We start from the raw sequence: 16,148 nt of genomic DNA on the forward strand, positions 1-16,148 counted from the left end.
CTTGGCTGTTATTAAAACAGTAATGGCCAAATAATGATGCTCCAGGTGAGCGCGCACAATACTAAACTGATAAATACTGCTGCAGAAGCGATGTCTTTTGCCTGACCACTGAGAGGGTGGATCTCATCACCAATACGATCAACAACGGCTTCAATAGCTGAGTTCAACAATTCGACAATCAATACAATTAACACGGTCATGATAAGCAAAATACGCTCAGGTGTGCTGATGTTGATCAACAGTACAATGGGTAACATTATGCAAGCAAGCACGGTTTCTTGCCTAAATGCCGCTTCATTTTTCCACGCGGACATCAGACCTTTCATTGAAAATCCCGTAGCCCGAAAAACGCGTTTTAGACCGTGATTATTCTCTGGTTTCATTTTGTTAATTATCTTTTGGGTTTTATTTGCGTAGATTGTAACATTCCGTTCATATGCTTCCAGTAGTAATTTAATCTCAGTTCGGAATAATAAAAGGTTATCAAACAGCTCTTTGTCCTGGTATCTGCGTTGCATTGACTTGCAATAGGTACACTATTATCGCGTCAATCCGTTTTGTTAGTAAAGCAAATGACAAGTTTGATATGAATTAGGTGAAAGAGTTTGCGCTTAGCTTACCAACCCCACGTCTTAGCCTGAGTTGAGGTTGATTTAACCTTAATGATGTGTCGCAGGGAAAAGAAAACACCTATTTTAGTAAGTTCATGATGGCCTCATCACGGGTCAATGGGTATCAGAGTAGGCTGTAGCATTGATTGGATAATTCTGCTGTTTGTACTAGGCTTTAATATATTCAATTTAACAACGATAGGATCTCGATAAGTACGAATTTGTGGTTTTATCAAAGGTACGATTATGTATTAAAAGGTTTTTATTGGTATGACTTGGAAAGCGCTTTGTGGCCAATAAGTACAACTTATCGAGGATCAACATAATTTTTCAACGAAAGCGAAATAAACATTATATGGATTTAATTAAAAGCAAGGATTGCATATGCGTAGGATACCCACTCTTTTATTTTCGCTGATTGTTGCACTGTATTGTTTACCTACAAACAGTGAAGTTTTATCCACACCGCCCATTCAGTTAGCAACTCAATATCAACAAGACACAGTGGTGGCTGAGTATTTAGTGAGTGAAAAACTAGATGGCGTTCGAGGCTATTGGGATGGTAGTAACATGCTGACTCGTAGCGGCAGAAAAGTGGCTTTACCTGCGTCGTTTACTCTTGGCTTTCCTCATGTGGCCATTGACGGTGAACTATGGTTAGGTCGAAATCGTTTCGAGCAGATTTCTGCGTTGGTTCGACGTCAACAAGTACCCGATCAAGAATGGCAGGAGGTAAGGTTTATGATGTTTGACTTACCACAGCATCCAGGGCCCTTTAGTGAACGTTATTCTGCGATGAAAATGATGGTAGAACAAACCGCTTCCACTCATCTACAGGTTATTAAGCAGGAAACTGTGGCTTCAACCGAAGCACTGTTTACGATACTAGATGGCGTTGTTAATGCTGGTGGGGAAGGGTTAATGTTACATTATCAGCAAGCTCATTATGTAGTGGGGCGCAGTGAGTATATTATTAAACTAAAGCCCAAGTATGATGCTGAAGCTGTGGTGATTGGCCATACTCAAGGAAAAGGTAAGTATCGAGGTAAGCTGGGCGCTCTGGTGGTAAAAACGCCCGCGGGATTGGTGTTTAATGTTGGCAGTGGTCTAAGCGATAAACAACGAGAAAATCCACCCTTGGTGGGGTCGATAATTACTTATCAGTATCTAGGGTTTACTCAAAAAGGGACGCCAAGATTTGCCTCCTTTTTACGAGAAAAGCCGTCACAATAACATGTCATATTCATTCAACCACTGTGACATGTTGAGCCGCGAGTTAATGTAAAGCTCAAATGAACAAGGCTAAGTGATGAAAAATGCGCTTAAGGTATAGGCCCCAGAGTCAGTGATGAATTGAAACTGGAGATAATGGCGGTTATAAATGATGGATGATAAAGATCTTTTAAATGTAAACTCCGTCCTCTTTGTATGTATGGGCAATATTTGCCGTTCACCGACGGCAGAGGCGGTATTTAGGCAGCAAATAAAACACTACCCACTTCAGCTGGAAATCGATTCTGCTGGTACTATTGCCTATCATCAAGGTCATTCTCCTGACCGGCGCAGTATTATTGCTGGTAATAAGCGCGGACTTGATTTTTCGGGAATGAAAGCACGACAGGTGATAGACACCGACTTTGAACGATTTGATTTAATTCTAGCAGCAGATTTTGTTAATCTAGCTGATTTGACCGAACGATGTCCTGCCCATTTGCGTTATAAATTACAGTTGATGTTAAGCTTTGGTGATTCGTTAGTCGAAGAAGTACCGGATCCATATTATGGTGGTGAAAGAGGGTTTGAGATGGTTATCGATTTGCTAGAAGCCAGTTTAATGGCATTGGCGATAAAGCTAGCTTCACGTTGAAATATTATTGCGTCAGCAACGTTCTCTTCAATGACGAGGTCGACATTCAGTTGACGACCTAGTCCATTTATTGTGCTTAATCGTTATAACGTTTACCGGAGCGTTTAAGTTTCTCTTGTTCTATTTTCTGCTGTTTAATGAGTTCTTTCTCCGCTAATTTACGTGCAACTTCCTCTTTTTCTACTTCAGCCATCGCTGGGGTTTCAAGGCTTAATAGGCCGATTTTCCCTGAGCGGTATTCATGTAGTAATAGTTCAGATACTTTATGGTAATCAACTCGTGCGCCAGGGCGAAGTGCTCCGCGAGAACGACTGATAGCTTCAAGTAATTCGATATCGCTGGCTGGTAGCGATTGAAGCTTATAACGTTCGCAAATTTCGTCAGGATAGGCTTTAAGGAAATAGCCTGCAGCAAACATGGCCACATCTTCGTATTCCATTGCGGTATCTTTAATTGCACCAGTGACAGCAAGGCGATAGCTACTGGCTTCATTGTCCACTTTTGGCCATAAAATGCCCGGAGTATCCGACAGTACGATTCCGTTACGCAAGTTAATACGTTGCTGACGTCTTGTGACTGCAGGTTCATTACCTGTTTTGGCTATAGTGCGACCCGCTAAGGTATTAATAATCGTTGATTTACCGACGTTAGGTATGCCCATGATCATGGTGCGGATGTCTTTTTCCATGATGTCACGGTGTGGCACCAGCTTACGGCAAAGATCTGGAATGCTTCTTACCATAGCGGGTTGTAACGTTGTGATTGCTGATGCCTGAACGCCTTGTTCACGTTCTAAGTATTCAATCCACTGAGCCGTGACCTCAGGATCCGCTAAATCAGACTTATTGAGTAATTTAATACAGGGTCTATCACCACGTAGTTGTGACACCATTGGGTTTTCACTGCTGTAGGGAATACGTGCATCGAGCACTTCAATAACGAGATCCACTTGAGGCATTGCCTCCTCGATCTCTTTACGTGCTTTGTGCATGTGTCCTGGATACCACTGAATTGCCATGATGTTGCCTTATAAATCGGAAAATAAATACAATATATACAAAAGTGATATTCTACCTCGTTAGCCGATTAAATACATAAAAAAAGCGCCGGAAGGCGCTTAGTATCGTCGTAAAATGAAGTCTTAATGCTTAAATAAGGCCTAATTCCCGTAATCTTTCCTTTAAATAGCTGTCAGCAGTATAACGGTCTGATAACACCACTTCTGGATTGGGGTGCAAAAACAGCGGTAATGAGATCCGCGATTTAGTTTTGTCAGTCCCTTCAGGGTTTATCACTCTATGGGATGTTGATGGAAAATAGCCGCCAGATGCTTCTTGGAGCATGTCACCGATATTAATGATAATACTACCAAAATCACTAGGTACATCTATCCATTCACCTTCTTTGGTGAGAACTTGTAAGCCTGGTTCATTGGCAGCTGGCAACAGAGTGATCAAATTTATGTCTTCATGTGCAGCCGCTCTAATTGCGCCCATTTCCTCATCTCCTTTCATCGGAGGATAATGCAGAATACGCAACAATGTTTGTTGGCTCTTTGCGATCATGTCGGGCAATGGAATGCTATATTTAGCGGCGACTTCAGCTGGGGTATATTGTTCAATCCAACTCAGTAGTTCAGTTGCTAATGTATTTGCGTGTTCGTAGTAGGCAAGAATATTTGCTTTTAACGACTCAGGAATACGTCCCCTAGGATAGACATGATAATATTCTTTGATATCTTTTACGTTGTTGCCTTTGGCGGTTTCAGAAATCGATGCGGGAAAGAATCCATCGTGTGTTTCTGGTGTAAACAAAAAGTCATGTTTTTGTTCAGACTGAAAAAAGTTGTACCATTCTTGATAAATATCTTCGACAAGTTGCTTTTGAATAGGGTGGTTAGATAATACACCAAAGCCTGTTTGTTGAAGCGATTCAACAAAACGCTCAGCACTATCAGGTGCTAGGTAATCAATTGTATTTAGTTTCATTTTGTATTTCTTATTAGTGTGTTGACCCACCGCTAATGGTAACCTTAGTCACACTTTGTCGCAATTATTTGCGTGTCATCATATTATTTGATTGAACTGATGCCGCGGATTTCACGTATTCTTTATTTAAGCGACAAGTAAACTCAATGAGAGCAGACAATGAATAAACTAACCGAATTTGAACAGTACGTTATCGAGCAAAAGGGCACTGAACGTCCCTTTAGTGGCGAATTTGTCGATCATGATGCTCAAGGTGTGTATTTGTGTAAAAAATGCGATGCACCACTTTATAATAGTGAATATAAATTTAATGCACATTGTGGCTGGCCCGCATTTGATGATGAGATTGAGGGAGCCGTAAAGCATACACTCGATGCTGATGGTCATCGAACCGAAATTACCTGTGCCCAATGTGGTGGCCATTTAGGCCATGTATTTGAAGGTGAACACCTAACGGATAACAATATTCGTCATTGTGTGAATTCTGTGTCGATGATTTTTAAATCCTCTGATGAGTTAACTCAATCAAGTTTGGCAACGCCTTCTTACGAAAAAGCGACTTTTGGCGCGGGTTGCTTTTGGTGTGTTGAAGCCATTTTTGCTCAGCTTAATGGCGTGCAAAGTGCGACTTCAGGTTATTGTGGCGGTGATGCTAAAGATGCCAATTATGATGCGGTGTGTTCTGGTAAAACAGCACATGCAGAAGTCATTCATATTGAGTTCGATTCGGCCGTTATTCAATATGAAACACTGCTTAGCGTGTTATTTGAAAGCCACGACCCCACCACACTTAACCAACAGGGTAATGATAAAGGCCCACAGTATCGGTCGGTAATTTTTACTCATAACAGTGCTCAAATAGATGCCGCCAACCGATTTATTAATCGGTTAACGGAACAACAAGTTTGGTCTAGGCCGATAGTGACCGAAATCAGTGCGTTCGACACGTTTTACCCCGCTGAAAGCTATCACGATGACTACTTTGCTAAAAATGGGCAACAGCCTTACTGTCAGTTAGTCGTTAAGCCTAAATTTGATAAAGTCATGAGTAAATTTGCTGATAAACGTAAAGTATAAACCAATGGGTTTGTTGTGCTGAAAGAACGGGATAAACAGATAAAAAAAGGGGGCATTGATTATTCAATGGCCCTTTTTTTGTATTACAGTTATGTCCGGAAATGTGTTTACACTTTTAGGTCGAGACAATTTTTTCAATAAAAAAGCCATGCTTAGCATGGCTTAATCAACAATAGGGCTTAGTTAGCCCTATTTAGCGTTACTCTCCAGGGCGAGTCATATCAGCTGATGCACTGTTATTCATTGCTACTTTCGGAGCATTGGTTTCAGTTGCTTGTGCTTGATAAGTACGTCCTTGAGGTACGGCCTTCTGTTCACGGACATCTACGGTAGGTTTAGTCGTGTCAGATGACACCATAGAACCAAAGCGACTTGTTTTCACCGGTGCTTTTGCTGCTGTGGCGACATCAGCAGAAACGATTGCTGGCGCAACTTCTTTTGCCGCTGCCGGCTTAGCTTGACGGACAATAGCCGCAGGCTTAGCCGTCGGGGCTGATGCATTGGCTGCAACCGCTTTATCTTGTTTGCTGCTCACTGCAGTTGTTTTCTCTGTTTCTGCAGTATCGGCGACTGGCGCTTGTACAGCTGGAACAGCAACAGGCGTTTTAGCAACTTCAACGGCCGCTTTATCTTCGGCTACTTCAGGAGCTTTTACTACCGGAGGTGTTTGAGGTGCTTCCTCTTTAGCCTCTGGCTTGTCAGCAACAACAATCGTTGGCTCGACATCAGCCTTGGTCACTTCAGCCTTGTTAGCGTCAGTCTTCACCATTTCCACAGCCGTACTAACTGTTTCAACAACAGCCTCAGTAACAGGGGCATTATCCTGGGTTTGATTTCTGCTTAGCTCAGCGTCTAATTGCTTCTCTAGCTCATCATTAGGAGTGAAAACGGCTTGCTGCGTTGAACCGGATTCATCATCACGACGACGACGTTGACCAGCAGCACGTAGATGACGAGGACTGCGACGGCTTCGACGTTGACCTTCACGACCTTCAGCTTTGGTGTCATCGGTTTCATTTTCTGATGCGGTATCTTCAGTGTCAGTGCTTGACTCATCCGTTTCATTGGCAACATCAGCGTTAGCAACGACAGTTTCACTGTTAGTGTTAACGTCGGCTTCAATTGCTTCCGCTTTACCTTCAGCGACATCAGTCGTGTCGGTGTTAACTGGCTCAGTAGTCGTAACGTTTGTTACTTCAGTCGCTTGAGTGATAACGCTCTCTGCTGGTGTTTCAGTCGTTTGTTCAGTTTTCTCTTTACGAGGTTGACGACGACTACGCGGCGGTCTCGTTTCTGATGTTTTATCCTCAGATACTTTTGACTCTACGGCTATAGCTTCAGATGTTACTACATCGACTGATTGGTCACTTGATTCATTAACATCGGTTGCTGATAATGCTTCATTCTGTTCGCTTTCAATACGCACTTTACGACGTAAGTTACGACGCTGGCGACGTTCACGAGCAGCTTCTTGCTTTGGAGACTTTTCTGTAGTGACTTTACTGTCTGTTGCTTTAGTTTCTGTTGCTTTTGATTCTGTTACTTTGGTTTCATTGACTTGTAATGGCTTGTCAACTTTTTCATTTCTCGGCTTGTTTTTTGCGTTGTCGTCTTGACCTGTGTTTCTGCTATTACGTTCATTACGCTTATTTTGAGGACGAGCCTCTGTGCCTTCTTTTGATTTGTCGCTGTCATTGCGCTGACGGCGGCTATCATTACGACTGTCATTACGCTTGTCATTACGGTTAGTACTGTCGTTACGTGTGTCATTACGACGAGTGTTACGACGGTTACTCGTCGGCGCATTTTCTTTGGTTTGCGGTACCGCTTTGGTGCCTTTGACCTCAGCTTCATTAGCAGAAAACAAGGCACTAACCGCTGAGGCCATCCGAGCGAATAATCCTGGCTGACTAGGTGCTGCAGCCACAGGGGCGGTATTTACAGGTGTTACTTTTACAGCCGGTTTTGCGGTGTCTTCTGCTGCTTTTTGAGGGGCGGTGAAGCCTTTTAATGCAGGCTCTGGAGACGCTGCGCGCTCAAGTTTACGAGGCTCATACAGATTTGCGGCAGGTTGCTCAACACGCTTGTAGCTTGACTCAATGACTTCATCATCACTTTTGCGACGAACCATTCGGTAATCCGGAGTCTGCATGTGTGCATCAGGGATAATGTACACTTCAACTTGGTGGCGCTCTTCAGTAATACGGATCGTTTTACGTTTTTCATTTAATAAGAATGCCGCCACATCAACAGGCACAATGGCTTCGATTTGTGTGGTGTTTTCTTTAATGGCTTCTTCTTCCATTAAACGCAAAATAGACAGTGCTAAAGATTCGGTACTGCGAATAGTGCCTTGGCCATGACAACGTGGGCATATATGTGCTGCGGACTCTTCAAGTGAAGGGCGCAAACGTTGGCGTGACATTTCCATCAAACCAAATCGTGAAATACGGCCTAACTGCACGCGGGCTCGGTCATGGTGTACGGCATCACGTAAACGGTTTTCAACTTCACGCTGATGGCGTACTGGTGTCATATCGATAAAGTCGATAACCACCAAACCACCTAAGTCACGAAGACGTAATTGACGTGCAATTTCATCTGCTGCTTCTAGGTTGGTGTTTAAAGCTGTTTCTTCGATATCGCCGCCTTTTGTTGCGCGGGCAGAGTTAATATCGATAGAAGTTAATGCTTCAGTTGGGTCGATAACAATTGAGCCACCAGAAGGCAAGCGCACCTCACGTTGGAAAGCTGATTCAATTTGAGATTCGATTTGGAAGTGAGTAAATAGTGGCACTTCAGAATCGTATTGTTTCACGCGTTCAACAAAATCTGGGCGAACCAAACCAATATGCAGTTTAGCTTCTTCGAAAATGCGCGGGTGGTCGATAAGAATTTCGCCTACATCGCGACGTAAATAATCGCGAATTGCACGAACAATCACATTACTTTCTTGGTGAATTAAGAATGGAGCCGTTTTACTTTGAGCGGCTTCTTGAATCGCATCCCAGTGATGTTGAAGTACTTTTAAGTCCCACTTTAACTCTGTGGACTCTTTGCCTACTCCAGCAGTACGGACGATTAACCCCATACCGTTAGGCACTTCAAGTTCCGACATCGCCTCTTTAAGCTCGGTACGCTCATCACCTTCAATACGTCGTGAAATACCGCCAGCACGAGGGTTGTTTGGCATTAACACCAAATAAGAACCAGCAAGACTGATAAACGTCGTCAGTGCAGCACCTTTATTGCCACGTTCTTCTTTGTCGATTTGAACGATGACTTCTTGGCCTTCATGCACCACTTCTTTGATGTTAGGACGACCTTGGAATGAATAACCTTTAGGGAAATATTCGCGACCAATTTCTTTCAGGGGTAAAAAGCCGTGCCGATCTGCGCCGTAGTCAACAAAGGCTGCTTCAAGAGAGGGTTCTACGCGGGTGATTTTACCTTTATAGATATTTGATTTTTTCTGTTCGTGACCAGGACTTTCAATGTCTAAATCATACAGTTCTTGCCCATCAACTAGGGCTACGCGCAACTCTTCTGATTGAGTTGCATTAATTAACATACGTTTCATGATGACGTGATTCTTCTAAATGAGGTCATCAAACAAGACGATTTTTCTGCATTACGGGCCTGAATTAATCGGTATAACCTCACGGTTAGATCCAGGCAATTTAGGTGCTCATTACTGTAAAACGCAGTCTCTGCGTGTCGCATCCTATTTATGGCTTATTTTCTAATGTTTACAAAAACAAGGAATTGGTTGAGTTACAACCAACCCCATAAATTATGGTATTTTAATCCGTTAATGCCCAAGTCGAATCGGTTTGTTTGATAACAAGCTAAAATGTTGTTCGAATTTGGGGCGATTTACCACAGTTAAATTAAAATATTTATTGATTACTTACGGTTTAATTGTACAAACGGGTTTTGCCGTTTTTTTAGTAAATACAATTTGCAAATCAATGAGTTGCTACCGGTTAAGTTCATTTTTTTAACTGTTAGTGTTTCGCATTTGGTGAAAGTTGTGAACACTTTATCCACTGTTTACTCTCAACCTGTGGGCAAATATAGCAACAATCGTTATTTTCAGCAATCAAAAGCCAATATTCTTTCGTGTATTTATTTCAAGTCCGATGTGGCAATAGCCAAGCATTTACCAGATAAGGTACACTATTGGGGTTCCCACTATATGGCGCATCATGAATACTGAAACCACCCCCCAAGTTGAATACGTGACTATCGACGAAGATAATTTTGAACAACGAATCGATAATTTTTTGCTAACTAAATTAAAAGGTGTTCCCAAAAGCATGATTTATAGGATCGTGCGTAAAGGGGAAGTGCGGGTGAATAAAAAACGCATCAAGCCAGAATACAAATTGCAAATCGATGACATCGTTCGCATACCGCCGGTTCGAGTTGCAGAAAAAGATAATCGCAAAGCACCTTCGCCTAATTTATCTCGAGTGTCACAGCTCGAAGATCGCATTATCCACGAAGATAATCATTTAATTGTATTAAATAAGCCTGCCGGCATTGCGGTACATGGTGGTAGTGGTGTTGATTATGGTGTGATTGAGGGCTTACGCTCACTTCGTCCACAACAAAAGTATTTAGAGTTGGTGCATCGTTTAGATAAAGATACTTCTGGCGTCTTGCTTGTTGCTAAAAAACGCAGTGCATTAAAGCATTTGCATGAACAGTTACGCAGTAAAACCATGCAGAAAGATTATTTAGCCTTGGTGCGTGGCCAATGGCAAGCAAGTGATAAATCGGTCAAAGCGCCGTTGTTAAAAATCACCTTAAAGTCTGGCGAGCGTATTGTTCGAGTTAATAAAGAAGGTAAAGAGTCGGAAACGCGTTTCAAAATCATGCAGCGATACCAAGGGTGTACCTTGGTCAAAGCCAGTCCTGTGACTGGGCGTACTCATCAGATTAGGGTACATTGTCAATATGCGGGTCATTCTATTGCCTGTGATGATAAATACAGCGAGCAACAATTTGACGACAGCATGCGCGCATTAGGCTTAGATCGTCTGTTTTTACATGCGGCTGAGCTTAAGTTTACTCATCCTGAGAATAATGAAGTCACGCAAGTTAAGGCGCCTTTAGACCCAGTGTTACTTAGCACACTTGAAAAATTAAAAAGAATATAACATCCACAGCGGTGTGAAAATGAAGTAAGGAATGGTATTGAATATTCAACATAAAGCTTATGAACTGGTCATTTTTGATTGGGATGGCACGCTAATGGACACGATTGGTAAAATAGTGTCTTGCATGCAAAATGTAGCACAAGAACTCATTTTGCCTATCCCGTCTGAACAGCAAATAAGAGATGTCATAGGCTTATCTTTACCTAAAATTATGCCGATTTTATTTGCCGATCATCAAAACCATGAGCAAATTATTGATTGTTATCGTCGTCATCATGTTGCCAATGTGCACCCTACGCCTTTATTTGAGGGCGTTGAATCACTTATTCGCAGTTTACATGCTGGCGGTTATCAATTAGCGGTAGCGACGGGTAAAGGGCGAGAGGGTCTTGATAACGTATTGGCACGTACAGGCTTAGGCCAGTACTTTCATGCGACGCGCTGTGCCGATGACGCTGAAAGCAAACCGCATCCTGAGATGTTGTTTTCGTTATTGACTCATTTTGATGTTGCCGCAGATAGAGCCATTATGATTGGCGATTCAATCCATGACTTAACCATGGCCAAAAATGCTGGTATGGCGAGTATTGGTGTGAGTTATGGCGCCCATAATCAATCAAAATTGCAAGCGCTAAATCCGCGTGCGATTGTCGATAAGCCACTTGCGATACGTGATTATCTTTAACTATCTTGTGTTTATGATGATTGATAATTGAAATGCAGCAGCGTCGCACATAAGTGTTGCCGACGCTGTATTTCATTAACTTAAATAATTTTTAATTACCTCTGCGTTTATGCCCTGTCATTTTGTTAATCACTTACCCAATCATCCATCCTTATGCACAGAAATGTTAAATAATGCCGGTCAATATTTTAGACCAATATTATTTGATTGATCATTGAGGGGCTTGGCTTAGTACATCAACACCATGCTGTGCCAGTAAATCGATAAGCCTAATTAATGGCAGACCAATTAAAGTATTAGGATCATCACCTTCTAAGCGGCTAAAGAGTGCGATTCCCAACCCCTCTACTTTAAAACTACCTGCGCAATATAATGGTTGTTCTTTGTCGATGTAGTAGCGAATTTGCGCTTCTGTTAACGATTTAAAGTGCACTGTAAAAGGTTCAACACACGACAACATGCGTTGATTATCACAATTAAATACAGCTAGACCGGTATAAAAAGTGATTGCTTGACCAGAAGCCGCGCTTAATTGAGCAATAGCATTTTCGATGTTATTTGGCTTACCGATAATCTGACCATTAATCATCGCGACTTGATCTGAGCCAATAATTAATTGTGGCACGGATGTTTGATCAATTAAGTTCGCTCCGGCTAATGCTTTTTGTTCAGCTAACCGTTTGACTAATGCTAATGCTGTTTCATCTTTTGCAGCAGTTTCATCAACATCAGGGTTAACGCAGTTAAAAGGCAGCATTAATGTTTGTAATAATTGCTGACGAAAAGGTGAGGTTGATGCAAGTACTAGGTTGAATTTCATTGGCTTTTCTTCATTATTTTTAGGCTAATAACAGAATATTTGTCAGTTTACTGTATTCATCTAGGCAAATGGATCATTTTTATCGAGTAATGCTTGTGTGATGGAGTTGGGTTCGGTAAAATTTGCCAACTTTCAAACCTAATGCCGGATTAAAGAGTACCTAAAGTTCATTGTTAGGTGAGATTACCGTATTTTTACGGAAATTTTCTTTGACTCCAGCGTTTTCAAACTATAATATGCGCGCCTTATGCAAACAGTAAAGATACCGGTTTCAATTGATCCTATACGCGCAGCCTCTAGCGGCCTTCGTTATGAAGGTACCATTTTAGGTAAGCAACTAAAGCGATTAAGCGAGTTATGTACCGGCGACTGTTCCGACGTAGTTGTGTCGTTGGAATGTGGCGTCGATATACAGGGGATAGTCTACCTTCGCGGGAAGGCTGTGACGGAGCTCACTCTGCTATGTCAACGTTGTATGACACAAGTTACTACTGAGGTTACGGTCGACTTTTGTTTTAGTCCTTGTAAGACTGAGGCAGAAATCGATGAGCTCCCGGATGCGTATGACCCAATTGAGTGTAATGAGATTGGTGAATTACGTCTGCATCAATTGATTGAAGATGAATTGATAGTCGCTATGCCTATCATCCCGATGCACGATGATAATAATTGTAAGTCTGGATCGAAAGATGTAGTTGTAGGCGAGATCGAACCCGCTCATGAGGAGCGTGCAAATCCATTTGCAGTGTTAGAAAAACTGAAGAGCAAGTAATCGTAGGAGACAGGTCCAATGGCTGTACAAAAGAATAAAAAATCACGTTCAAAGCGTGGTATGCGTCGTTCACATGATTCATTGAGCACAGCTCAATTATCAGTAGACGCAACCAGCGGTGAATTACATCTACGTCACAACGTGACTGCTGATGGTTTTTACCGCGGTGTAAAGGTTATCAACAAGTAATTTGTTGCTAATCTAATGATAAATCTGACGCTTGCGTTAGATGCGATGGGGGGCGATCACGGCCCCCACGTGACAGTGCCTGCAGCCTTGCAGGCATTGAAATTTCACACATCTTTAAATATTATTTTGGTTGGCAATCAAACCGAAATAGAAAAATATCTACCTCAAGCTCACTCAACAGATCTATCCCGTATTGAAATAATCCATACCACTGAAGTCGTGACAATGTGCGATAAGCCCATTCATGCTTTGCGTTCACGTAAAAACAGTTCTATGAGAATTGCCCTTGAGCTCGTGCGCGACGGCAAAGCCGCTGCTTGCGTTAGTGCCGGTAACACGGGCGCATTAATGGCGATGGCTAAGGTGTTATTAAAAACCTTACCGGGTATTGATCGACCTGCACTTGTGTCTTGCTTACCTGCAATGACCGGAAAACCGGTTTATTTATTGGATTTAGGGGCTAATGTATCTTGTGACTCAGATACCTTATTCCAGTTTGCTATTATGGGGTCTGTATTATGTGAAGCTGTCCATAAGAAATCCCGTCCCAAAGTCGCTTTGCTTAATGTTGGCATTGAAGCGATTAAGGGTAACGACCAAGTTCAACAGGCCGGTCAAATTTTACAACATACCGAGCAAATTAATTATATTGGCTTTGTAGAAGGCGATGAAATTTACACAGGTAATGTGGATGTGATTGTTTGCGACGGATTTGTCGGCAATATTACCTTAAAGACTTCAGAAGGCATTGCAAAACTGTTAGTACACCAATTAAAACGCGGCTTAAATGACGGTTTTTTTGTTCGTTTACTCTCCAAACTCATCGCTCCTCGTATACAAGCTGTTCTCAGTAAGATGAACCCCGACCACTATAACGGTGCAAGTCTGATAGGATTGCGCGGAATAGTAGTAAAGAGTCATGGTAACGCGGATGAAGCTGCATTTTTACAAGCATTAAATTTAGCAGCAACAGAAGCAAAACGTCGTCTTCCTGAAATGATTAAAGATCGTTTGGAGTCGATTCTTTTAGACATCAATAGCTGATCTCATATATGCAAACAAAAATTCTCGGAACAGGTAGCTATCTACCTGTGCAAGTTCGTAGCAATCAAGATCTCGAAAAAATGGTTGAAACCACTGACCAATGGATTGTTGATCGAACCGGTATTTCTGAGCGGCGTATTGCTGCAACAGACGAATCGGTTTCAACAATGGGTTATCAAGCGGCATTAAAAGCGCTTGAAATGGCGGGGCTCGAAGCAAGTGATCTTGATATGATTGTTTGTGGAACCACAAGTGCCTCAAACGCATTTCCTGCTGCGGCATGCGAAATTCAAGCCTCATTAGGCGTCAAAAATATCCCTGCCTTTGATATTGCTGCCGCGTGTTCTGGTTTTATTTATGCTTTATCGGTTGCAAATCAATTTGTTAAAACCGGTGCCGCTAAAAAAGTACTGGTTATTGGTTCCGATGTGTTGTCGCGAATGTGTGATCCTTCTGACCGCTCCACTGTGATTTTGTTTGGTGATGGTGCGGGCGCTGCGATTATTGGTGCCAGTGATACTCCCGGTATCATTGCGACACATATTTATGCTGATGGGAGCCAGGGGGACTTATTAAAATGTTCTTTCCCACCTCGAGCGAATGAAAGTTCTGAAGCTGTCGGTTTTATGACGATGAAAGGTAACGATGTGTTTAAAGTGGCGGTAACTCAGTTGTCTAATGTGGTCACCGAAACCTTGCTCCTTAATAATGTCGATAAATCAGAAATTGACTGGTTAGTGCCACATCAAGCTAATTTCCGCATTATCAAGGCAACAGCAAAGAAACTTAACATGAGTTTAGACAAAGTCATTCTCACATTAGCTAAACACGGCAATACCTCTGCGGCATCAGTACCGATAGCGCTTGACGAAGCCGTTAGAGATGGCCGAATCCAGCGTGGACATTTATTACTACTCGAAGCATTTGGGGGTGGTTTTGCTTGGGGCAGTGCACTAATCCGTTTTTAATTTTGAAATTTATTTTTTATACAGGTAACCGTTGATGGAAAATGTTGCTTTTGTATTTCCTGGCCAAGGTTCACAGGCCGTAGGAATGTTAGCTGAATTGGCTCAAAATCATGTCATTATTGGGCAAACCTTTGCCCAAGCAAGTGATGCGTTAGGTTATGATTTATGGGATCTTGTTGCCAATGGCCCAGCTGAAACCTTAAATGAAACAGATAAAACCCAGCCTGCATTGCTCACGGCAAGCGTGGCTATCTGGCGCGCATATCAGGCATCGAACAAGCCCATGCCCTCATTACTTGCAGGCCACAGTCTTGGTGAATACTCTGCGTTAGTGTGCGGTGGTGTGATTGAATTTACTGATGCAGTTAAATTAGTTGAGCTTCGTGGTAAATTAATGCAACAAGCCGTTCCTGCTGGGTCTGGCGCGATGTATGCCATTATTGGCCTTGATGATGATGCTATTGCCAAAGTGTGTGCAGAGTCTGCTGAAGGCGGTGTGGTGAGCCCTGTTAACTACAATAGTCCCGGTCAAGTGGTTATCGCGGGTGAAAAAGCTGCGGTTGAACGCGCTGCTGCTGCATGTAAAGCTGCTGGTGCTAAAATGACAGTGGCATTGCCAGTGAGTGTGCCATCACATTGTGCGTTGATGAAGCCAGCAGCTGATGAATTAGCCAAAGCCTTAATGGAAGTGACATTCTCTGAGCCTATAATTAATGTTGTTAACAATGTTGATGTGGCAATGCCGACAAATGCCCAGGCCATTAAAGATGCTTTAGTGCGTCAATTGTATTGTCCAGTGCGTTGGCGTGAGTCGGTTGAATTTATGGCGACACAAGGTGTTACAAAATTAATAGAGTGTGGACCAGGGAAAGTATTAACCGGTTTAACAAAAAGAATTAATAAATCGATATCCGCTCAAGCGGTCAATGATGTTGCTTCATTTGCAGCATTAGTCGAATAAA

Annotated in this window: 15 protein-coding genes; 10 read left to right on the plus strand and 5 right to left on the minus strand. The window is 42.5% G+C overall.

Going from position 1 to position 16,148, the window contains the following annotated elements:
* Positions 1–11: 11 nt before the first annotated feature.
* A complete protein-coding gene (locus AAEY93_RS00075) occupies positions 12–383 on the minus strand; it encodes a diacylglycerol kinase (protein ID WP_101030617.1) in 372 nt (123 codons plus the stop codon).
* Positions 384–995: 612 nt separating this feature from the next.
* On the opposite strand from AAEY93_RS00075, the gene AAEY93_RS00080 reads away from it, so the two are divergent.
* Both AAEY93_RS00080 and AAEY93_RS00085 read left to right on the plus strand, forming a co-directional pair.
* Positions 996–1,844 carry a DNA ligase gene (locus AAEY93_RS00080; protein ID WP_351074303.1) on the plus strand — a complete coding sequence of 283 codons (849 nt, stop codon included), beginning with the start codon at positions 996–998 and terminating at the stop codon, positions 1,842–1,844.
* Between the two features lie 148 nt (positions 1,845–1,992).
* Positions 1,993–2,478: a low molecular weight protein-tyrosine-phosphatase gene (locus AAEY93_RS00085; RefSeq protein ID WP_124013781.1), complete on the plus strand. Its 486-nt coding sequence runs from the start codon at positions 1,993–1,995 to the stop codon at positions 2,476–2,478.
* A gap of 76 nt (positions 2,479–2,554) precedes the next feature.
* Here the strand turns inward: AAEY93_RS00085 and ylqF are convergent, their stop codons facing one another.
* The gene (ylqF, locus tag AAEY93_RS00090; protein ID WP_124013780.1) at positions 2,555–3,496 is read right to left on the minus strand and encodes a ribosome biogenesis GTPase YlqF; all 942 of its coding nucleotides are present in this window, start codon (positions 3,494–3,496) and stop codon (positions 2,555–2,557) included.
* 130 nt (positions 3,497–3,626) lie between these two features.
* Positions 3,627–4,466 (minus strand): isopenicillin N synthase family dioxygenase, encoded by an 840-nt coding sequence (locus tag AAEY93_RS00095; RefSeq protein ID WP_101030628.1) that lies wholly within the window; start codon positions 4,464–4,466, stop codon positions 3,627–3,629.
* A gap of 159 nt (positions 4,467–4,625) precedes the next feature.
* Between AAEY93_RS00095 and AAEY93_RS00100 the strand changes: the two genes are divergently transcribed.
* Positions 4,626–5,543, plus strand: coding sequence for a bifunctional methionine sulfoxide reductase B/A protein (locus AAEY93_RS00100; protein ID WP_124013778.1), 918 nt, complete (start codon positions 4,626–4,628; stop codon positions 5,541–5,543).
* Positions 5,544–5,742: 199 nt separating this feature from the next.
* Here the strand turns inward: AAEY93_RS00100 and rne are convergent, their stop codons facing one another.
* The gene (rne, locus tag AAEY93_RS00105) at positions 5,743–9,123 is read right to left on the minus strand and encodes a ribonuclease E (RefSeq protein ID WP_351074307.1); all 3,381 of its coding nucleotides are present in this window, start codon (positions 9,121–9,123) and stop codon (positions 5,743–5,745) included.
* A 628-nt stretch (positions 9,124–9,751) separates the two neighbouring features.
* On the opposite strand from rne, the gene rluC reads away from it, so the two are divergent.
* Entirely contained in the window at positions 9,752–10,708 is a 957-nt protein-coding gene (gene rluC / locus AAEY93_RS00110; RefSeq protein WP_101030639.1) for a 23S rRNA pseudouridine(955/2504/2580) synthase RluC, read from the plus strand.
* Positions 10,709–10,739: 31 nt separating this feature from the next.
* The gene (locus AAEY93_RS00115; protein WP_198554720.1) at positions 10,740–11,393 is read left to right on the plus strand and encodes an HAD-IA family hydrolase; all 654 of its coding nucleotides are present in this window, start codon (positions 10,740–10,742) and stop codon (positions 11,391–11,393) included.
* Positions 11,394–11,604: 211 nt separating this feature from the next.
* Here AAEY93_RS00115 and AAEY93_RS00120 read toward each other — a convergent pair whose 3' ends face one another.
* A complete protein-coding gene (locus AAEY93_RS00120; RefSeq protein WP_101030642.1) occupies positions 11,605–12,213 on the minus strand; it encodes a Maf family protein in 609 nt (202 codons plus the stop codon).
* A 247-nt stretch (positions 12,214–12,460) separates the two neighbouring features.
* Between AAEY93_RS00120 and yceD the strand changes: the two genes are divergently transcribed.
* From yceD to fabD, 5 genes are read left to right on the plus strand one after another with little or no spacing between them, the layout of a single operon-like run.
* A complete protein-coding gene (gene yceD / locus AAEY93_RS00125; protein ID WP_101030645.1) occupies positions 12,461–12,985 on the plus strand; it encodes a 23S rRNA accumulation protein YceD in 525 nt (174 codons plus the stop codon).
* Between the two features lie 18 nt (positions 12,986–13,003).
* A complete protein-coding gene (gene rpmF / locus AAEY93_RS00130; protein WP_101030648.1) occupies positions 13,004–13,174 on the plus strand; it encodes a 50S ribosomal protein L32 in 171 nt (56 codons plus the stop codon).
* A 15-nt stretch (positions 13,175–13,189) separates the two neighbouring features.
* Complete coding sequence (plsX, locus tag AAEY93_RS00135) at positions 13,190–14,218, plus strand: phosphate acyltransferase PlsX (RefSeq protein WP_101030652.1); 1,029 nt, start codon at positions 13,190–13,192, stop codon at positions 14,216–14,218.
* Positions 14,219–14,226: 8 nt separating this feature from the next.
* Entirely contained in the window at positions 14,227–15,186 is a 960-nt protein-coding gene (locus AAEY93_RS00140) for a beta-ketoacyl-ACP synthase III (protein ID WP_351074312.1), read from the plus strand.
* 34 nt (positions 15,187–15,220) lie between these two features.
* Complete coding sequence (gene fabD, locus AAEY93_RS00145) at positions 15,221–16,147, plus strand: ACP S-malonyltransferase (protein ID WP_101030658.1); 927 nt, start codon at positions 15,221–15,223, stop codon at positions 16,145–16,147.
* Position 16,148: the final 1 nt, after the last annotated feature.

It is taken from the genome of Shewanella sp. CAL98-MNA-CIBAN-0140, assembly GCF_040309905.1.
Classification (GTDB): Bacteria; Pseudomonadota; Gammaproteobacteria; order Enterobacterales; family Shewanellaceae; genus Shewanella; species Shewanella psychromarinicola.